The organism is Ferdinandcohnia salidurans, from assembly GCF_042680725.1.
Taxonomy (GTDB): domain Bacteria; phylum Bacillota; class Bacilli; order Bacillales; family Bacillaceae_L; genus Ferdinandcohnia; species Ferdinandcohnia salidurans.
This window is the reverse complement of record NZ_JBHUEK010000025.1, coordinates 568932-588787: the sequence shown is the minus strand read 5'-3', so window position 1 is coordinate 588787 and position 19856 is coordinate 568932. Positions and strand designations below refer to the sequence as shown.

21 protein-coding genes and 1 riboswitch are annotated in these 19856 nt (G+C 40.6%); of the genes, 13 read left to right on the top strand and 8 right to left on the bottom strand.

What is annotated here, in order from left to right:
- Positions 1–8 precede the first annotated feature (8 nt).
- Together ACFSFW_RS17220 and ACFSFW_RS17215 are read left to right on the top strand one after the other, a co-directional pair.
- A complete protein-coding gene (locus ACFSFW_RS17220; RefSeq protein ID WP_388040067.1) occupies positions 9–1694 on the top strand; it encodes a glycoside hydrolase family 13 protein in 1686 nt (561 codons plus the stop codon).
- Between the two features lie 48 nt (positions 1695–1742).
- Positions 1743–3404 carry a glycoside hydrolase family 13 protein gene (locus tag ACFSFW_RS17215; RefSeq protein WP_388040065.1) on the top strand — a complete coding sequence of 554 codons (1662 nt, stop codon included), beginning with the start codon at positions 1743–1745 and terminating at the stop codon, positions 3402–3404.
- A gap of 45 nt (positions 3405–3449) precedes the next feature.
- Here the strand turns inward: ACFSFW_RS17215 and ACFSFW_RS17210 are convergent, their stop codons facing one another.
- Positions 3450–3728, bottom strand: a complete 279-nt coding sequence (locus ACFSFW_RS17210; RefSeq protein ID WP_309098226.1) for an alpha/beta-type small acid-soluble spore protein — start codon at positions 3726–3728, stop codon at positions 3450–3452.
- Positions 3729–4171: 443 nt separating this feature from the next.
- Between ACFSFW_RS17210 and hbs the strand changes: the two genes are divergently transcribed.
- Both hbs and ACFSFW_RS17200 read left to right on the top strand, forming a co-directional pair.
- Entirely contained in the window at positions 4172–4450 is a 279-nt protein-coding gene (gene hbs / locus ACFSFW_RS17205; protein WP_010677267.1) for a non-specific DNA-binding protein Hbs, read from the top strand.
- 417 nt (positions 4451–4867) lie between these two features.
- Positions 4868–5158: a YwdI family protein gene (locus tag ACFSFW_RS17200; RefSeq protein ID WP_388040062.1), complete on the top strand. Its 291-nt coding sequence runs from the start codon at positions 4868–4870 to the stop codon at positions 5156–5158.
- 184 nt (positions 5159–5342) lie between these two features.
- On the opposite strand, the gene ACFSFW_RS17195 is transcribed toward ACFSFW_RS17200, so the two are convergent.
- The 3 genes from ACFSFW_RS17195 to pxpB are packed head-to-tail and all read right to left on the bottom strand — an operon-like array spanning position 5343 to position 7741.
- The gene (locus ACFSFW_RS17195; RefSeq protein WP_388040060.1) at positions 5343–6305 is read right to left on the bottom strand and encodes a 5-oxoprolinase subunit C family protein; all 963 of its coding nucleotides are present in this window, start codon (positions 6303–6305) and stop codon (positions 5343–5345) included.
- Positions 6274–7032, bottom strand: coding sequence for a 5-oxoprolinase subunit PxpA (locus tag ACFSFW_RS17190; protein WP_388040059.1), 759 nt, complete (start codon positions 7030–7032; stop codon positions 6274–6276). Before ACFSFW_RS17190 ends, ACFSFW_RS17195 begins: the two co-directional genes overlap by 32 nt.
- A complete protein-coding gene (gene pxpB, locus ACFSFW_RS17185; RefSeq protein ID WP_388040057.1) occupies positions 7019–7741 on the bottom strand; it encodes a 5-oxoprolinase subunit PxpB in 723 nt (240 codons plus the stop codon). The genes ACFSFW_RS17190 and pxpB overlap by 14 nt, the downstream gene beginning before the upstream one ends.
- Positions 7742–7838: 97 nt before the next feature.
- On the opposite strand from pxpB, the gene ACFSFW_RS17180 reads away from it, so the two are divergent.
- Positions 7839–8210, top strand: a complete 372-nt coding sequence (locus ACFSFW_RS17180) for a DUF423 domain-containing protein (RefSeq protein ID WP_099354649.1) — start codon at positions 7839–7841, stop codon at positions 8208–8210.
- A gap of 60 nt (positions 8211–8270) precedes the next feature.
- Here the strand turns inward: ACFSFW_RS17180 and gerQ are convergent, their stop codons facing one another.
- From gerQ to hemQ, 3 genes are all read right to left on the bottom strand, one after another.
- Positions 8271–8738 carry a spore coat protein GerQ gene (gene gerQ, locus ACFSFW_RS17175; RefSeq protein WP_388040351.1) on the bottom strand — a complete coding sequence of 156 codons (468 nt, stop codon included), beginning with the start codon at positions 8736–8738 and terminating at the stop codon, positions 8271–8273.
- A gap of 76 nt (positions 8739–8814) precedes the next feature.
- Entirely contained in the window at positions 8815–9237 is a 423-nt protein-coding gene (locus ACFSFW_RS17170; protein ID WP_388040055.1) for a cell wall hydrolase, read from the bottom strand.
- A 344-nt stretch (positions 9238–9581) separates the two neighbouring features.
- A complete protein-coding gene (gene hemQ, locus ACFSFW_RS17165; RefSeq protein WP_099360847.1) occupies positions 9582–10334 on the bottom strand; it encodes a hydrogen peroxide-dependent heme synthase in 753 nt (250 codons plus the stop codon).
- 296 nt (positions 10335–10630) lie between these two features.
- On the opposite strand from hemQ, the gene pta reads away from it, so the two are divergent.
- Complete coding sequence (gene pta, locus ACFSFW_RS17160) at positions 10631–11602, top strand: phosphate acetyltransferase (protein WP_388040053.1); 972 nt, start codon at positions 10631–10633, stop codon at positions 11600–11602.
- A gap of 114 nt (positions 11603–11716) precedes the next feature.
- Here pta and ACFSFW_RS17155 read toward each other — a convergent pair whose 3' ends face one another.
- Positions 11717–12151: a MarR family winged helix-turn-helix transcriptional regulator gene (locus tag ACFSFW_RS17155; protein ID WP_388040051.1), complete on the bottom strand. Its 435-nt coding sequence runs from the start codon at positions 12149–12151 to the stop codon at positions 11717–11719.
- 181 nt (positions 12152–12332) lie between these two features.
- On the opposite strand from ACFSFW_RS17155, the gene ACFSFW_RS17150 reads away from it, so the two are divergent.
- From ACFSFW_RS17150 to ACFSFW_RS17120, 7 genes are all read left to right on the top strand, one after another.
- Entirely contained in the window at positions 12333–12872 is a 540-nt protein-coding gene (locus ACFSFW_RS17150) for a CarD family transcriptional regulator (protein WP_388040050.1), read from the top strand.
- Between the two features lie 299 nt (positions 12873–13171).
- Positions 13172–13999 (top strand): octanoyl-[GcvH]:protein N-octanoyltransferase, encoded by an 828-nt coding sequence (gene lipL, locus ACFSFW_RS17145; RefSeq protein WP_388040048.1) that lies wholly within the window; start codon positions 13172–13174, stop codon positions 13997–13999.
- A gap of 324 nt (positions 14000–14323) precedes the next feature.
- Positions 14324–14480, top strand: a riboswitch (SAM riboswitch).
- Positions 14481–14640: 160 nt separating this feature from the next.
- Entirely contained in the window at positions 14641–15717 is a 1077-nt protein-coding gene (locus ACFSFW_RS17140) for a sugar ABC transporter substrate-binding protein (RefSeq protein ID WP_388040047.1), read from the top strand.
- Positions 15718–15760: 43 nt separating this feature from the next.
- Positions 15761–17293 carry a sugar ABC transporter ATP-binding protein gene (locus ACFSFW_RS17135; protein WP_388040045.1) on the top strand — a complete coding sequence of 511 codons (1533 nt, stop codon included), beginning with the start codon at positions 15761–15763 and terminating at the stop codon, positions 17291–17293.
- Positions 17262–18284, top strand: coding sequence for an ABC transporter permease (locus ACFSFW_RS17130; protein ID WP_388040043.1), 1023 nt, complete (start codon positions 17262–17264; stop codon positions 18282–18284). Before ACFSFW_RS17135 ends, ACFSFW_RS17130 begins: the two co-directional genes overlap by 32 nt.
- Positions 18274–18657 (top strand): VOC family protein, encoded by a 384-nt coding sequence (locus ACFSFW_RS17125; RefSeq protein WP_388040042.1) that lies wholly within the window; start codon positions 18274–18276, stop codon positions 18655–18657. Before ACFSFW_RS17130 ends, ACFSFW_RS17125 begins: the two co-directional genes overlap by 11 nt.
- Before the next feature lie 170 nt (positions 18658–18827).
- Positions 18828–19847 (top strand): ABC transporter permease subunit, encoded by a 1020-nt coding sequence (locus ACFSFW_RS17120; protein WP_388040040.1) that lies wholly within the window; start codon positions 18828–18830, stop codon positions 19845–19847.
- Positions 19848–19856: the final 9 nt, after the last annotated feature.

Below are 19856 nucleotides of genomic sequence, written 5' to 3'. Positions count from 1 at the left end.
TGAGGGAAATGGAAAACAAAACATGGTGGAAAGAAAGTGTTGTGTATCAAATTTACCCAAGAAGCTTTAAGGATACAAATGGTGACGGAATTGGGGATCTTAAGGGGATCACGGAAAAGCTTGATTATCTAAAAGACCTTGGTGTTGACGTAATTTGGCTCTCCCCTGTCTATGAATCCCCAAATGATGATAATGGCTACGATATCAGCAACTACTGTGAGATCATGGATGAATTTGGCACGATGGCTGATTGGGAAGAGCTACTTTCGCAAATGCATAAGCGCGGAATGAAGCTAATGATGGATTTGGTCGTAAATCATTCATCCGATGAGCATAAGTGGTTTCAAGAATCCAGAAAATCAAAGGATAACCCTTACCGTGACTACTATATTTGGCGCCCTGCTAAAGACGGAAAGGAACCGAATAATTGGGAGTCCTTCTTTAGTGGTTCAGCGTGGCAATATGATGAGCAAACGGGTGAATACTATTTACATTTGTTTAGTAAAAAGCAACCTGATCTCAATTGGGAGAATCCGAAAGTTCGTGAGGAAGTCTATGACCTTATGACTTTTTGGCTCGAAAAAGGAATAGATGGATTCAGAATGGATGTCATCAATTTAATTTCTAAGGTTCCAGGGTTACCAGATGGTGAGCCACAGGAAGGAAAAACATATGCTTCAGGTGCACCTTATTATATGAATGGACCTCGAATCCATGAGTTTTTACAGGAAATGAACCAACAAGTGTTATCGAAACACGACATTATGACCGTTGGTGAAATGCCAGGTGTCGATACGGAAGAAGCGCAAAAATATACAGGTGCTGACCGCAATGAGTTAAACATGGTCTTCCAATTTGAGCATATGGATTTAGATTCAGGTCCAACAGGAAAATGGGATTTACGCCCATTGAATTTATTAGATTTGAAGCAAACTTTTACAAAATGGCAAAAAGGTCTCGAAGGCTCTGGTTGGAACAGTTTGTATTTAAATAATCACGATCAGCCAAGAATGGTGTCTAGATTCGGCGATGACGGTGAGTATTGGCTAGAGTCAGCAAAGATGCTTGGAACGTTTTTGCATATGTTGCAAGGAACCCCATATATATATCAAGGTGAAGAACTTGGGATGACCAATGTTCAGTTTGATTCCATTGAAGATTACAAGGACATCGAAACCCTAAATATGTATAAGGAAAAAGTCGATGCTGGTGTAGCTCCAGAGCAAATTATGCAATCGATCTATGCAAAAGGAAGAGACAATGCGCGTACCCCGATGCAATGGGATGAAAGCGAGAATGCCGGTTTTACTACAGGCACTCCGTGGATTTCGGTAAATCCGAATTATCGGGAGATTAACGCGGCTAAACAAGTGGACGATCCAAATTCTATTTTTCATTATTATAAAAAATTGATTGAGTTGAGAAAGCAGCATGAGATTATTGTGTATGGCGATTACGACCTGCTGTTGCCGGAGCATCCAACGATATACGCGTATACTAGAATATTAGCCGATGAAAAGTTACTGGTTGTACTGAATTTTTCGAGCGAACATGCATTATTTGAGTTGCCAGAAAAGTGTAGTTACAAAACACAGGAACTATTGATTAGCAATTATGAAGTCGATCAAAATGAATCGATTGAAAAAATAGAATTAAAGCCATATGAGGCAAGAGTGTATCGGTTAACGATTTGAAGGTGGACCTAAGTACCATCTGTAGAAATAGGAAGAGAGGATACAAAAATGAAGCAAGCATGGTGGAAGGAAGCAGTTGCCTATCAGATCTATCCAAGAAGCTTTATGGATTCAAATAGTGATGGTATCGGTGATCTACAGGGGATTATTTCTAAATTAGATTATGTAAAAGATCTAGGTATCGATGTAATTTGGATATGTCCTGTTTACAAATCACCAAATGATGATAACGGCTATGATATTAGCGATTATCAAGACATCATGGCTGACTTTGGAACGATGGCTGATTTTGATGAACTTTTAGAGGAAACCCACAAGCGTGGCATGAAACTCATTATTGATTTGGTTATTAACCATACAAGTGATGAACACCCATGGTTTATCGAATCTCGTTCTTCAACGGATAACCCAAAACGGGATTGGTATATTTGGCGTGATGGAAAAGATGGAAAAGAGCCAAATAACTGGGAAAGTATTTTTGGTGGGCCAGCATGGCAATTTGATGAAGCGACTGGTCAATATTACATGCATATATTCTCAACAAAGCAGCCTGACCTCAATTGGGAGAACAAAGAGGTTCGCACAGAATTATATTCCACGATTAATTGGTGGCTCGATAAAGGCATTGATGGTTTCCGGGTAGATGCGATTAGTCATATTAAAAAAGTTCCAGGTTTCCCTGATCTGCCCAATCCGCATGGTCTAAAATATGTTTCTTCTTTTGACGGTCATATGAATCGTCCTGGGATTCAAGAGTTCTTACAAGAATTAAAGAAAGAAACCTTCGCCAAATACGACATTATGACCGTTGGTGAAGCAAATGGTGTAAGTGTGGAAGATGCGGACGAATGGGTTGGCGAGGAACAAGGAAAATTCAATATGGTGTTCCAGTTCGAACATTTGGGGCTTTGGGATGAAGAGAAACAAGAACTTGATGTAATCGGCCTCAAACATGTCCTTACGAGATGGCAAAAAGGACTAGAAAATATGGGTTGGAATGCGTTGTTTATTGAGAACCATGACCAAACACGTGTCGTATCTAATTGGGGAAATGATAAGGACTATTGGAAAGAAAGTGCAACAGCGCTAGGTGCCATGTACTTTTTCATGCAAGGAACTCCTTTTATTTACCAGGGGCAAGAAATTGGAATGACAAATGTTCAATTCCAATCCATCGAAGAATATGATGATGTGGCAACAAAAAACCTTTATCAAGAAAAGCGCTCTGAAGGTATCCCGCATGAGGAGATTATGGAAATCATCTGGGCGACAAGCCGAGATAACTCACGTACTCCAATGCAATGGTCAAGTGCAGAAAATGCTGGATTTACAGCAGGAGAACCGTGGATGGGTGTAAATCCAAATTTCATGGAAATCAATGTTGAGAAACAGCAGGCTGATGAAGATTCTGTGCTGCATTTTTATAAAAAAATGATTGCATTGAAAAAGGCAAATAAAGTATTTACGTATGGTGTGTATGACTTACTGCTTGAGGAAGACCCACAACTATATGTGTACACACGCACACTAGGCGAGGAGAAAGTGGTCGTTATAACGAATCTATCTCGAGAAAATGCCGTTTGTCGTGTGCCTGAAGGTGAATTAAGGCATGATGGGCTGATGTTGGCAAATTATCATATTGATGCACATGAGGCTACAGAGTCAATTGAATTAAGACCGTATGAGGCACGAGTATATCGGTTAGCTTGATTTGAAGACACCCCTATGCTTAAGTAAGGCATAGGGGGTTTTGGGTTACCCCCGTTTATTCAAGTTTTCTTGTGCCATGCGGATCATTTCCTTAACCATATTGCCGCCGATGTTGCCACCGACTTTGCCTGCTTGCTTGGACGTGAGGTTTCCGTTGTAGTCTTCTTTTAACGGAATCCCTAATTCCTTTGCGACTTCGTATTTTACGCTGTCAGGGTTAGAGGGATCTGTTTGATAGCCTTGTTTTCGCATTACATTTGCTTTGAGTTGGTCAAGCCCTTCTCTTGCTTCTGGAATGAGGGGGCGACGTTTTCTACGAGCCATTGGAGACACTCCTTTCATCATGCAATTTTTTATAGCATTCCCTAGTATAAAATCTAGAATTTCGGTAAAACTTGGTAGTAACAACAAATTTTAAAGAATTTCATATAATTTTGGTTTGAAACGCTTGTTTTTTGGCTAATCTAGTGATGTAATAGCTTATACCACCAGTTTTAACTTTATTTAGTAGTATCCTTCACTTCTATAATGAGGTGGAAAATTCTATAAAAATATAGAATGCAAACCAGGTTACTAGTTGAATAAAGTTAAAAGCCTCCGGCGGATGCCTCAGATTTTCAAAGGAAACTTTTCGAGCAAGCTCGAAAAAATCTGGGCGCAAATACGCCAAGGCGTATTTGATTAGGTATATTTTAGCTAAAATCTTGCGAACCTATGAAAAAAGTGGTAAAAAGAATATGTGCTTATTTGGAGAGGAGAATTTTATTATGAACAAAACAGAACTAATCAGTGCAGTTGCTGAAAGTGCAGAACTATCTAAAAAAGATGCAACAAAAGCTGTTGACGCAGTATTTGAAGCAGTTCAAAATGCATTAAGTAGCGGAGATAAAGTACAATTAATCGGATTCGGTAACTTCGAAGTTCGTGAGCGTGCTGCTCGTAAAGGCCGTAACCCACAAACTGGTGAAGAAATCGAAATCGCAGCTAGCAAAGTACCTGCTTTCAAACCAGGTAAAGCTCTTAAAGACGCAGTTGCTGGTAAATAATATTACATAATCCCTGCGTAAATACCCCTCAGAGACGATCTGAGGGGTTTTTTCATACTCTTAGACTAAATGTGTGCAACCGGTTGTAAAAGCCTTTATACGAATTGCTAGATTGTCAAAATGTGAGTTTGACGCACCCCTATTGCTCATGGGAAAATAGGAGTATCGATTATACAAAAGGTAGTGAAGGGATGCAAAAACGAGTCAATTGCTTAAAATGCAAGCATTTTTATACGACATGGGAACCGAAATTTCCTCGTGGCTGTCGCGCCTTCAGTTTTAAGACGCAGGCAATGCCCTCTATAACGGTTTTTAGATCTTCTGGGGTTCATTGTATGAAGTATGAGGAAAAGCATAAAAAGCAACCGCAAACACCTTCCTACAACGTAGATATTCGGGCATAGAGGAGTGAACTTTGTGAATATATCTTTGAATAAGATTTTAGATAAAATGCAGCAAGAAGTGTTGAGGGCAAAGAGTGAAGAGAGTGAACAAAAGGTAAGAGAGCGTTTGATGGCCATTCGAACCTTATGCGACCTTGTGTTGGATGAAGCCCCAGCTGAGGTAAAGCGGGTTGACGCAGTGCCTGTGCAACCGGTGCGACAGGTTGTACAGACGATTCCGACGATGCCGCAAACAACGACGATTCAAAACACAACTAAATTAGAAGAAGACGATGCTAATGGAGATTCCCTGTTTGATTTCTAAACAGAGAGTCTCTTTTTTTAACTGATTTTGGGTTTGTTCGATAAAATAAGAGTTATGTCCGATATCTGGCCGGGAATGTACAATATATTGAAATTTGTGTCCGATAAAATTCCATCATTGTCCGATATCTGAAAAATTGAGTCCGATATCTAAGTATCGGGCAAAAAAATACCCCCAAGGTGCGTCACCCTTGGAGGTTCTGGAGAAAGATTTCTCTTTTTTTATAAAGTTTATGGGCAGTTTCAATGCTGCAGCTCTCAAATCGGATCGTTCCACCAGGCGATAGTTGGGCGATTTTATAAATATCGACGGAAATGATCGTTGCGATTCGAGGATAGCCCCCTGTTGTTTGCCTGTCTGCTAAAAGGATGATTGGCTCGCCGCTACTTGGAACTTGAATACCACCAAGCGGAATCGCGTCAGATGCAATTTCTGCTTTTTCTTTATGCTGCAACGGTTTTGTCCCCTTTAATCTAAACCCCATCCGGTCCCCTTGAAGCGCCTGAAAGGTGTCGCTAAAAAATTGTTCGATGGCACTCTCGGTAAAATAATCCTGATGTGGCCCTAGAATTGCGCGAACGGTTACCTCTTTATCAAACGTTGGAATAAGGTGGTGCGAGAGCCCTGTATTTTTTCGAAGGGTATGAACAGCACCGTAAATAAGATCGCCATCATGGATCTCTGTTCCAAGCTTTGCCTTTGCGTAATAGGATTTACTTCCGAGGACTTCTTGAGCTTCGAATCCGCCCGCCACTGCTACGTATGCGCGAGTTCCCGATACTGGTTTGCCAAACTTAATAATATCCCCTTTTGTCACGACAAAAGACTTCCACAATGGGGCATTGTTTCCGTTTACGTTCATGCTTAAGTCGGCCCCGCAAACAGCAAGTGTAATTGAATCGGCTTCTACCCGTAATGTCGGGCCAAGCATGGTAATTTCAAGTACGGCCTCGCCTCTAGGGTTACCGACAAGAATATTCGCAAGCTGGCTTGAATAAGTATCCATTGCTCCACTTGTGACGACTCCAAATTGTTGGTAGCCGTAGCGGCCTTGGTCCTGAAATGTGGTTAAGAGCCCTTTTTTAAGGACGGTTAATAGTGGTTGTCCCATATGATCACCTAATTGCCTTAATTGTAATGCCTTCATTGGTTAGTGCCTGTCGTAATTCTTGTACAAATTGGAGGGCATGGTCATTATCGCCATGAACGCATATGGAGTCGGCTTTAATTGGGATGATTTCGCCAGTTGTCGTCTGAACGGTTTGTTCTTTCACCATTTGCAGGACTTGCTTGATCGCGACATTGCTGTCATGAATGACTGCACCCTCTTGCGTCCTTGGTGTTAAGGTTCCGTTAGGTTGATAGGTTCGGTCAGCGAACACTTCAGACACCGTATGTAAGCCGTATTTTTCCCCAGCTTCAATTAACTTGCTACCAGCAAGTCCATAGAGTGAAAGAGTAGGATCAAATATACGTACAGCCTTAGCAATTGCCTCTGCAAGGTTAGTGTCGACTGCTGCCATATTATAAAGAGCACCATGTGGTTTTACGTGAGAGAGTTTCACTTCATGAGCCTTACAAAATGCAGCGAGAGCACCGATTTGATAGAGCACGAGATCATAGACGTCTTTTGGTGAAACGGCCATTGTTCTCCTGCCGAATCCGACAAGGTCCTGAAAGCCTGGATGGGCACCGATTGCCACGCCATACTTTTTCGCCAGTTGTACCGTTTGGTTGATTACATGCGGGTCGCCTGCGTGAAACCCACAAGCGACGTTTGCGCTGGAAATAAAGGAGAGGACCTCCTCGTCTTTCCCGATTTTATAGGTGCCAAAGCTCTCGCCTAAGTCACAATTGAGATCAATCATTTTCAATTTTTTTCACCTCTACCTTGTATTGGTTTTCTTTTACTAGATTTTCAATTTCCTGATATTCCTCGGCTGAGATGGGGGTGAAGCGGAGGTAGTCCCCTGCTTTTAGTAAAAACGGATTCTGCCTCTCCGGGTCAAATAAAGGTACCGGCGTTCGTCCGATGAGATTCCATCCTCCCGGTGATTCGAGTGGATACACCCCGGTTTGGTCACCGCCGATGCCGACTGCCCCTTTTGGAACTTTTAACCGGGGGGTTGCAAAGCGTGGTGTGCTAAGCGTAGCTGGAAGCCCTTTTAAATACGGGAAGCCCGGTAAAAAACCAATCATATAGACGAGATAATCGACGCTGCTATGGAGGGAAATCACATCTTCGATTGAGAGCCCGTGCATGCGTGCAACACTCTCGATGTCCTCGCCATCATAACAGGTTGGAATCACAATAATCTCTTTTAAAGAGGTGCCTTGTTCTGTTGAATGCGCCTCGCAAATCTCAGCAACCTGCGCAAAAAGACTTTTATAGGTAGTGAGAATCGGATTATAGTAAACTGTAATTGATTGAAAGGCTGGAACGAGTTCAACAACCCCTAATATATTCAGTTTTTCAATTTGTTTCGTAGTTTGCTGGATTTGACGCTGTAAGCTGTTTGAAGCCGGCTTCTTGTATAGAATCTGCAAGGCCATGTCTCCAACAGGAATAATCTCGTAGTTCATGTTTAAAACTCCTTTGTAGTCTTGAGTCCTACTCCTATCTTATAATGAATATGGTAGAATAAAAATACGAATTTCAAAAAAAGGATGGAGAACGAAAATGAAATTGTTCTTAATATTGGGAGCGATTAATGCATTTCTAGCAGTTGCGCTTGGTGCATTTGGTGCCCATGGTTTAGAAGGAAAAATCACTGAAAAATACTTAAAAACATGGAATACAGCCGTTCAATATCAAATGTTTCACGCGATCGGATTGTTTATTGTTGCCTTTTTAGCGGACAAGTTTTCACAAGTTAGTTTAATTACAACGGCCGGTTGGAGTTTGCTTGTGGGGATTATTTTATTTTCTGGAAGCTTGTACGTTTTAAGTGTGACTGGTATTAAAATCCTTGGTGCCATCACACCGCTTGGTGGAGTTGCCTTTTTACTAGGCTGGGTATTATTAATGGTGGCTGCTGTAAAACATATGTAAAAAGAAGTGTGCAAAGGCGCCACAAATGTAAAAGGAGTGTCCGTGGACACTCCTTGCTTTTTAGCGTGGTGGATAATTGACTAGACCAGCATTGGCCCCGAATGGATATTCGTACTCAATTTCTTCGTCGAATGTAATGTATTGTAAGTAGACCATTAATAGTAAGTAGCGCATGCCTGTTTGCGGGTCACTTAAAATGATGTGATCACGGCCTGCAGCTTCAATCACACCTTTGAAAACCTTTTGTTGGTTCGTGTTATCAAAGCCCATGTAGACAGTCGCAAGCTTTCCTTTGTTCAAGCGAAGAATGTTTTCAATATACGATTCTTCGATTGGAAGCATACCCGGTACATTTTGCGCAACCCCACCCGTTGGAACGAAAGTTGGCGTTTGTGGTGTCTGAAAGCCTGCTTGTTGTTGCTGTTGGTATGGATATCCTCCATATGCGAATTGGTTTGGATCCATGTAGCCTCCATACTGGCCCATGCTTTGTGGGTTATACCCGTAAGCAGCATACGGATTTTGCATTGATTGATTATCTTTACTCAATGTAAGCCCTCCTCAGATTGTTAAGTTTTTCTCTTTTTAAATAAAGGCAAATGCCTTAGAAAACGTCTGGACAATCCTCCTGTGTTGGTTGGTAGAAGCAGTGTGCTTTAAACCTTCCTACGTTCGACTGGTTATACCATTGTGCCGGACAGTTTCCTGATGGTTCAAAAAACCATAAAGAAAACCTGGCTGGGTGAAATCTTTCCCCTTTTAGTACTCTTCGTGCAAGTGCAATCTCAGACGGTCGAGCAGCCTGGTAGAAATAGCCCTTTTGGGTTGCTTCAAAGCCACCAGGACTTTGAAAGACCATTTTTCGAATGGTGTTAATATCTTTAAAATCCAGACAACGTGATCTTGCGCGGTTTACCCCAACATTACCTACTAATAGCATTCCTTGTTTGCCTTCGCCTTCAGCCTCAGCACGTAACAGCCTTGCTAAAAGCTTTACATCTGCTTCCGTGTGCGCAACTACTGCCATCTTTTCACCTCACTTACAAAAGAAGACAAGGATAATGAAAAAGCCTCTTTACTAACTTATTGTTTCGGTGAAAGATGGGTTCCTACTTTTTGATTATTTTTTGGGATTTTGACTAGAACTTTTTGGTGGGTTGTTTAGAAGATTCATCATTGCATTGTATGAGCGAGGAAAAAGGATTATGAATATGGATAAAAAAAAGAGAGGAAGCCCCTCTCTTTTTTTATGTCTAGTGCCATGCGCCATCGGCTCTCTGGTCTAAGAAAAACGCTTCGGAAGGTAAAGTGCACCTTCTGTCAGCGCTTTTCTTATGCTTGTCGCCTAAGGCTGTGCGCATGTCACTTTTCTTAGTTAATGTGTAGGAATTGTGGTACTTTTTCTTCAGTTAAAATGTTTCCAACGAAGAATGCTCCGAATTCACCGTATCGAGCACTTACTTCGTCAAAGCGCATTTCATAGACAAGCTTCTTGAATTGAAGCACATCGTCTGAGAATAGGGTTACGCCCCATTCGTAATCATCAAAGCCGACAGAGCCTGTGATGATTTGTTTTACGATTCCTGCATATTGGCGGCCAATCATACCGTGGCTGCGCATAAGCTCTTTGCGTTCTTCCATTGAAAGCATGTACCAGTTGTCATTACCATCACGGCGCTTATCCATTGGATAGAAGCAAACATATTTGTTCTTCGGTAAGGTTGGGTATAAACGTCCGCGTACGTAAGGATTTTGGTATGGATCCTCATTGCTTTCGCCTGCTACATAGTTACTTAATTCAACAACAGAAACATAAGAATATGTAGGGATTGTGTATTCAGCAAGCTTTGTTTTATTGAATTCATTTTCGATTTCATTTAATTCTTCCATTGTTGGGCGAAGAATCATCATCATGAAATCAGCTTTTTGGCCGACAACTGTATATAATGCATGGCTTCCTTGGTTCTCTGCTTGAGTTTTATTCCACTTTTCTACTAAACCAAGAAATTCATGAATTGCTGCTTGTCGCTCGTCACTAGAAAGGGTTTTCCAAGACGTCCAATCGATTGAACGAAAATCATGAAGGCAATACCAGCCATCAAGCGTTTGTGCTGCTTCAGCCATTACAATCACTCCTTATTTTTTCACATGGTTATGTATTCAACACTACTATATCACAGTTTCCCCTATAGCAAAGTGATTAAACCTTAGGAGATTTTGTGAACAAAGGTGAGTGTGAGTAATTTGTCAGGTTGTTGGGAAAATTGAAGATAGTGACATAATACTGTCACATGATTTTTAAGGCTTTTTGGTTTTCAATTTGTGAAAAAAGCCGTATTCTAATGGTTGGCAGTTTTTCAGGGCGACCGATGAGCCCGTCTTACATAAAATGCATTAATAACGTGCTAGGAGGAATAAGAGTGAGCGATTTATTTACTCAATTAAAACAAAAAGTATCTGAGAAGGACATGAAAATTGTTTTTCCAGAAGGATTAGATGAGCGTATTTTAACAGCAGTAAGCCGTTTGGCAAGTGAAAAGGTGCTTGTACCAATCGTAGTTGGTGAAAAAGCAGCGGTTGAAAATAAAGCTAGCGAGCTAGGTGTTTCACTAGATGGCGTAGAAATCTATGATGCGAATTCATACCCCGAGTTCGATCAGCTTGTGGCTTCATTTGTTGAACGACGTAAGGGCAAAGCAACTGAGGGGGATGCACGTAAGATCCTTAAGGATGAAAACTACTTCGGAACCATGCTCGTGTATACCGGTAAAGCACACGGGCTAGTTAGTGGTGCAGCACACTCGACTGCAGACACGGTTCGCCCTGCCCTTCAAATCATTAAAACCAAGCAAGGTGTGAAAAAGACGTCTGGTGTGTTTATCATGGTTCGTGACGATGAGAAGTATGTATTTGCCGATTGTGCGATTAATATTGCACCAGATAGCCAGGACTTAGCAGAGATTGCCATCGAGAGTGCCAATACAGCTGATATGTTTGATATTGAACCAAGAGTAGCGATGTTAAGCTTCTCAACAAAAGGTTCTGCAAAATCACCTGAAACAGAAAAGGTAGTGGAAGCTGTCAAAATTGCAAAAGAAATGAATCCTGCCTTAGTATTGGACGGAGAATTCCAATTTGATGCGGCATTTGTTCCATCTGTTGCAAAGAAAAAAGCACCGGATTCCATCATCAAGGGAGACGCGAATGTATTTGTTTTCCCAAGTCTTGAAGCGGGTAATATTGGGTATAAAATCGCACAGCGACTCGGAAACTTTGAAGCGGTTGGTCCAATTTTACAAGGCTTAAATCAGCCAGTAAACGACCTTTCACGCGGATGTAACTCAGAGGATGTTTATAAGCTAGCTTTAATCACAGCAGCGCAAGCGTTGTAAGAATGAGAAATGGCCATGTCTTTAGGACATGGCCATTTTTTATGGGTGGGTGTCTTTTTGCTAGTGACAGTAAATAACCATTAGTGACAGTATTTCTGAAACAGTGACAGTAAATTAATGTTCAATTTCCCAATCCTTTTTTAATACATTTTTTAGTAACACTATTTGTTCTTCCCCGACTTTTTCTATGATTTGCTTTTCAATCGTTGCTTTTAGTTCCTCATTTTTCTCATAGCACTCTTCGCCAAGGGGTGTTAATTCGATTCGTTTTTCCTTTTTATTGTTTTCACCATCCATTACGTTGACTAGCCCTTTTGCTTTTAAGTTTTTAATAAATTTATGAGTAGCTTGCCTCGTTATATCGACATTTTTAGAAACAATCGCAATCGTTGTTTGTCTTTTATAGATACGCGACATGATATACCATTCTGAATTTGAAATCGCAATGTCGCTAGACTCGTTCCATAGTTTTTCAGCAATCCCTCGAAGTTGACCATGTCTCTCACTTAAGAGGTCGATTAAATCTAAATGTTGAAGTACAGGGTCCATAAATTCCACTCCCGATTTTATAATCGCCATTACTATACAAAAATTAATAGGTACTGTCAACTAAGTTGACGAAATTAGACCGAGGGTTTATTTTGTCAACCAAGTTGATATTTTTTGGATTATGGTGTATGATTAAATAAAGTCAACTAAGTTGACAATCCATTGGATAGGAGCATGATACATGTTTAACATAGGTGATCTAGTGATTTATTCGAACGTGGGTATTTGCCAAATAGATGATATATGTGAAAAAACATATGGTGGTATGACTCGGACTTATTATATAATGCACCCAATTGACGATAACTCGTTGATAATCCAAAACCCAGTGGATAATGACCGGATTTTAATGCAAGGAATCATTGATAAAAGTGAATCAGAGGAACTCTTAGAATCCTTTAAGCTACCAGGAATTCAGTGGATTGATAATAGTTCGGAACGTCAAAAAGCTTATTCTGGGATCGCTTCGTCTGGAGATAGACAAGAAATTTCAAGAGTACTTAATACATTGCTATGTAAAAAGCATGAACTCGAAATGAACGATAAAAAATTGTCGGAACATGACCGCCGACTACTTCTTTATATTCAAAAAATATTATTTAAAGAATTCGCCATTACGTTAGATACAACAGTTGAGGCCGTAACGAAAAAAATCAATCAAATGATTGCCTTTAAAATGAACAAAACCTCACGTCATGAGGTAGCTAAATACGTAAATTAAGGGTAAAATAGGACGGTATAGGAACCAGGCATAGCCTGGTTTTTTGGGGTTTATTTCTTTTAAGACCCTCATCGTTAATCTAGTATTTTAACTTTATTCATTCAGAAGTCTCCTACTTCTATAAGTGGGGGATGAATGCAAACAGAGTATACAATTCAGTCGGCGTTCAAACTCTGACTGAATAAAGTTAAAGCCTCCGGCGGATGCCACAGATTTTCAATGGAAACTTTTCGAGCAAGCTCGAAAAAATCTGGGCGCAAATACGCCATGGCGCATTTGATATTATAGGAGTATGCCTTATGACCGAAAGTCTTTTATATCAGCCTAGTTGGCGGATTATTGATCAATCTAGTCTAGGCTATCAATTTGATGCACTACAATCATTTGCGATAGATGACACTCTTTGTGCGTTTGTGGGTAAAGGGGAATCACCAGCTACAGCACGGACCTGGGTTCATCATCAAACCATCGTTCTGGGTATTCAGGATACAAAATTGCCTTTCTTGGATGAAGGGGTTAAGTTTCTTGAATCATTGGGCTACCGCGCGATTGTCAGGAATTCAGGTGGACTAGCAGTGGTATTAGATGAGGGAGTGTTGAACATTTCACTCATTTTTCCTGAGACTGAAAAAGGGATTGATATCAACCGCGGCTATGATACAATGCTTGAACTCATTCGAAAAATGTTTGAGGGCTATGAAGTCGATATCGTTGCACGAGAAATCATTGGATCATATTGCCCAGGAAGCTATGATTTAAGTATAGATGGGAAAAAATTTGCGGGGATTTCTCAGCGCCGCTTACGTAATGGAGTAGCAGTACAAATTTATTTAGGTGTGACTGGAAGTGGGGCAGAACGAGCAGACATTATTCGTCAATTTTATGATATAGGCCTGCAAGGTGCGGAGACGAAATTTGTTTACCCAGATGTAAAGCCAGAAACAATGGCTTCCTTGGCGGAGTTAGTTGACCCAAACCTTACAGTACAAACTGTCATGCTGTTGCTGCTTCAAACACTAAAAAAAGAAAGTGAGCACATTTTCGCTTCCCAACTAACGGGGGAAGAAATGCCGTTATTTGAGCAAAATTATGTGCGTGTCCTTGATCGGAACGAAAAAGCATTATAAGACCAGGGGGACGGTTCTCCTGGTTTTTTTGTGTGGAAAAATGGAGTTGTGCGGATGCAATTGCGTTTTACCCATAATTTTTTAGCCGAAAAATATTTCCACTATTAAAATATTTTTTATAATAAAAATATTGAATTTTGTTTTTGGGCGTGATATGATTCTCGTCAAGTAAGTTAATCGAACTTCATTCAGCCGGGATTAATATCCCGGTTGAATGAAGTTAGCCTCCGGCGGATGCCTCGATTTTTCAAAGGAAATTTCGAGCAAGCTCGAAAAATCGGGCGCAATTACGCCAAGGCGTAAATTGAATATATGCTGTATTTTCTCTTATCAAGAGTAGGCTGAGGGATTTGGCCCTATGACGCCCAGCAACCGACCGTAATACCATTGTGAGATGGGGCGAGTTTTTTATCGCCGGGTATAACCCGTAAGGCACGGTGCTAATTCCAACAGAAGGATTTTTCTTTCTGGTAGATAAGAGGTGCGAAGACTTTTGTATGCTTCAAGCCTCTTTCTGATGAGAAAGGGGCTTTTATTTTTGTTAAAAATGGCCTCATAAAAACAGGAGAGTGATGGCTTTTAATCTGTAAAAGTAGATTTAAAAAATAGAATGACAAACACAAAAAAAGGGGAGAAAAACAATGAAATTAACAAAATTATTATTCACAGCGTTACTAATTATCGCAGTATTGGTTGGTTGCCAACCAAAAGTAGCAGAGGAAACGACGAAAACAGATAGTACAGAAGTAAAAAACTCTGATCATCCATTAGCAAACAAAAAAATCGCTTTAATTATGCAACAAAACTTAGGAACTTTTTCTGCTCAATACATTGAAGGCGTTGAAGAGCAAGTGAAAAAATTCGCGGGTGAAACAACTGTTTTTACATCTGAGGGAGACCTAGCAAAAATGGCGTCAAACGTTGATGCAGCGGTAAACCAAGGCTTTGATGCGATTTTAGTTGACCATGGAACAAAGGAAGCCCTACAAAGCTCTATACAAAAAGCAGTTGAAAAAGGTATTCCAGTTGTAGTGTTTGATGCGGAAGTAGAAGTTGATGGAGTTACTGTTCTTGAACAAGGCGACCAGCAAATGGCTCAAATGACACTAGAGAAATTAGCGGAAGATGCTGGCGGTGAAGCAAATATCGTAAAAATTTGGGTGGCTGGCTTTGCTCCAATGGAAAGACGCCAAATCGCCTATCAAGAGTTTCTTGACAACAATTCTGGCATAAAAGAAATCGCAACATTTGGTGCAGCAACTGCTAACACTGCACTTGATACACAAGCACAGATGGAAGCTCTATTAAAGCAATATCCTGAAGAAGGCCAAATTACAGCAGTGTGGGCAGCGTGGGATGAATTTGCAAAAGGTGCTGTTCGTGCAATTGAACAAGCAGGCCGTACAGATATTAAAGTGTATGGAATTGACATGAGTGATGAAGATTTACAAATGATTCAGGCAGAAAACAGCCCATGGGTTGCATCTGCAGCGGTTGATCCAAAAGATATCGGACGTATTCAAGTTCGTTTTGCCTACCAAAAACTAAATGGTGATGAAACACCAGAACGAGTAAAACTAGAGCCAGTTTTCGTAACAAAGGATGCACTTCCTGAAGAAAAAATTACAACTGCAGAGCTTGACCAATATATTGAGGGCTGGGGTAAAAGCGAACAAGGTTACACAGATGAGCTGAAAAAGCTTGAAGCTGGAGAGTAAAAAAGAGGGCCTCCCGAGGTCCTCTGTAAAGGAGGATATGTAGATGCCTTTACTCGAAATGAAGGAAATTACAAAAAGTTTTGGTAATGTGATTGCACTTGAGAATGCTTCTTTTGAGTTACAAAGGGGCGAGGTTCACGCGTTGCTAGGGGCAAATGGCGCTGGAAAAAGCACGCTGATGAAAATTCTATCAGGAGCGTATGAGCTAGATACAGGGGTGATTACCCTTGAAGACAAAACAATTGAGATTCGTTCTCCGAAGGATGCAAAAGCATCAGGCATTCACATTGTCTATCAAGAGGTCGACACGGCGATTGTACCTCAGCTAACGGTTGCTGAAAATATTTTACTCGATACCTTTTCAACTGAAAAAAGCTTGTTCATCAATAAAAGAAAGCTTCGTGAACAAGCAGCCTCGATTCTAAAGCTCTTGAATGTCACGGATATACCCATGACAAAACAGGCATTAGAGTTATCGCTTGCCGAAAAACAGTTGGTGTTGATTGCAAGAGCTCTCGCACATGAAGCGAAGGTTATCATTTTTGACGAGCCAACAGCACCATTATCGATTGAGGAAACAAAGTACCTTTTCAATATTGTAAAAACACTGAAGGAAAAAGGAGTCGGTTGCGTTTTTATCTCGCACCGATTACCAGAGGTGTTTGAAATCTGCGACAGGTTAACGATTATGCGTGATGGCAGGACGATTACCACTTTTTCAACAAAAGAGGTGACTCCGAAAACGGTTGTTGAGACGATGCTTGGTAGTACTTTTACAGAACAGTCTTCGAAACGAAAACCTGTGAAGGGAGATCTTCTTTTAGAGGTAAACGGGCTTGATGATGGGGAAAAGCTTACCGATGTTTCGTTTACGGTTTCTGAAGGGGAAATCGTTGGGGTTGTTGGGTTAGTTGGCGCTGGAAAAACAGAGCTTGCGAAAACATTGTTTGGCCTTCGTCCTTACGAACAGGGTGATGTGATCGTGAAGGGGAAATCGCATCATTTTACTCATTCACAACAAGCAATTGAGGCGGGTTTTGCGCTTATTTCAGAGGAGCGCCGTAAGGAAGGATTGTTTATTCATGAGTCCATCTCTACGAATCTATCCTTTGCCAATCTGAAAAAATTCTCACCGTTTTTAGTTATGAACCGGAAGGCTGAAAAAAGCTATGCAGGCTCCATTATTGAATTGCTGGGAATTAAAACAAACGATACGGAAACTCTGGCTGAGCATTTAAGTGGAGGAAACCAGCAAAAGGTTGCGATAGGAAAATGGGTTTCTCGGAATGCGGGTCTCTATTTGTTTGATGAGCCGACAAAAGGGGTTGATGTCGGTGCGAAGCAGGATATTTTCAAACTTATTTATTCCCTCGCCGACGAGGGGAAAGGGATTCTTTATTTTTCTTCTGAAATAGATGAGATTATAAGAATTTCAGACCGGATTCTTGTCATGTATGATGGAGAAATCGTAAAGGAACTTTCAGGAGAAGAGGCAACACAGGATCAAATCCTTTTGTATGCTAGTGGTGGAAAGGATGACGTACATGAAAGGGAATATCATCAGCTTCCTGTTTAAATATGGGGCAATTTTATTAATGGGCTTTATCTTAATCTATTTTAGTACTGTGAACAGTGCATTTTTTTCATATGGAAACCTATCAGATATTTTACGATCCATCTCAATTGTAACACTTCTTGCATTAGGGGTTACGTTTACGCTTGTTGTTGACGGATTTGATTTATCAGTGGGATCAACGATGTCATTGTCGGTCGTGATTACGGCGTCCTTGATGGTTTGGTATGAGTTACCGCTTTGGGTGGTCCTGCTTTTACCGCTATTAGTTGGGGTTGCGGTTGGTCTTGTAAATACGTTTTTAATTGTAAAAATAGGGATACCGGATCTACTCGCGACACTTGGAATGATGTATATCGTATCAGGTCTACATCGGACCTATACGGAAGGGTATTCCATCTACAACCATATGCCATTGACGAGTGGTGGGACTGCGCCTGGTGAGTTCAGCCAAGCATTTTTATGGATTGGGCAAGGGAAGATGCTGGGATTACCGGTTCCGGTCTGGTTTATGCTCGTTTTCGTGCTGCTTGCTTATGTGATTCTTAATCATACGCGGTGGGGCCGAATTTTATATATGACAGGCGGAAATGCAGAGGCTGCAAGATTGTCAGGTATCAACACAAACAAGGTAAAGTTGATTGCGTATACCGTTTCTGGTGTGTTTGCATCAATGGCGGGAATTTTGTTTACAGCGCGTGTCGGTTCAGGACAAATTGATGCTGGCGCTTCGTTGTTAATGGAATCTGTTGCTGCGGTGTTTGTTGGATTTTCCGTGCTTGGTGCTGGAAAGCCAAATGCACTTGGAACCTTTTTTGGAGCAGCGCTAATCGGTGTTCTTTTAAATGGGCTAACCATGCTAAATCTACCATACTATGCATTTGAAATTGTAAAAGGTGGGGTGCTGGTCTTGGCACTTGCTGTGACCTACATCGGCGTTAAATATCGACCAAAAGTCATTCGTAAAAGGAGAGAGCAAAAACATGCCGCTTAAAAAACTAGAACATGTTGGAATACAAGTAAAGGATTTAGACACAACAATTGAGTTTTATACAAGAGTATTGGGGTTAGAGTTGCTAGAAAAACAGGATCATGTCGATCCAAACTTGAAACTAGCTTTCCTAGGCTTTAGTGATTCAGACGAGACGGTCATTGAGCTAATCTCTGGTTATAATCCAAACCTTCCAACAGAAGGAAAGGTTCATCATATCGCATTTACCGTTGAGAATGTTGAAGAAGAAATTGCGAGAGTCAAAGAGCACGGTGTTACATTTGTTGATGAAAATATTACGACGCTTCCAAGTGGGGCTAAATACGTTTTCTTTAACGGCCCTGACGGGGAATGGATTGAATTGTTTCAAAAATAATAGAGAGTAATTTGCGACCAGGGGGATTCCTCTGGTTTTTTTGTTTTTTGTGCAACTTTTTTATGTCTATATACGTCAAAAAATACGGGTGTTTTCTGAAAATTACATATATGGTATGATTTTGTGGGAGTTCCTATTTTTTAACAATTTAAGGTAAGGGGGGATTTGGAGTGCTTAAAAGATTAAGAGTGTTAAGTGGACGAGACTTGGTTACAATTCTTTATTTTGTGCTTGTTGTACTGGGGATTGCCTTTTTTCTAGGGAATGGGAATGTGTCTACGTTTTTTTCAACATTAAAAATGATGTTTCCTGTTTCCGATAGTTGGGATACAATCAGGCAACTCATAAGCAATGTACAAACCGAAGGAAGTCTAGGAACAACAAAAAATGGGGAACTTTATGAAGAAATCGTCCTTGAATATTTTCCGAGAAGTTTAACGGTGATTGTGACGGCCTTTTTGCTAGCGATTGCTTTAGGAATCGGAAAGGGAATTTTTGATTATCGTAATCGTTATACGTCCCTGAACTTCTTAGGAACAGGGGTAACCTCCCTCCTCAATTCACTACCTGACTTTTTTATGATTATAGTGCTGCAGTGGATTATTTTAATTCACTTTCGATTTATTGATTTTTTTGGACATGACCAGTGGTTTAACTTCATATTACCAGGGGTTTTAGTGTCTCTTTATCCAATGATGTATTTCGCGAGAATTACCTTTACTGCTCTAACAGCTGAGGATGGAGAGATGTATATTCAATATGCTCGCGCAAAGGGACTGTCTCAACGATTTGTTATACATAAGCATATCTTGAAAAAATGCTTTCGTTCGATCTTACAACATGTTGGTGTTGTCATGACCTATGTGGTTTCGAATTTATTCATTGTTGAGTGGTTAATGGAGTATAAGGGAGCAGCATGGCGCATGATGGTGTCAATTAGAAGGTTAGATTTAAAGAAACCGGAGAATCAACCATTTGCACAATTTCCTGAAATAGGGTTAATAGCTGAAATTTCATTCTGTTTCGTACTGCTTCTATTCATCACACAAATCGTGTCTGTCATTTGGCAAAACAAGTATGAGATTGAAAAAAGGAATATGTGGACTCAAATCACAAAGGTTATTTTTCAATATGTATTTGTTTGGCTTTTTGTATTTTATATAATCTCGTACGTCAAACCTGGTCATTAGGGAGGAGGG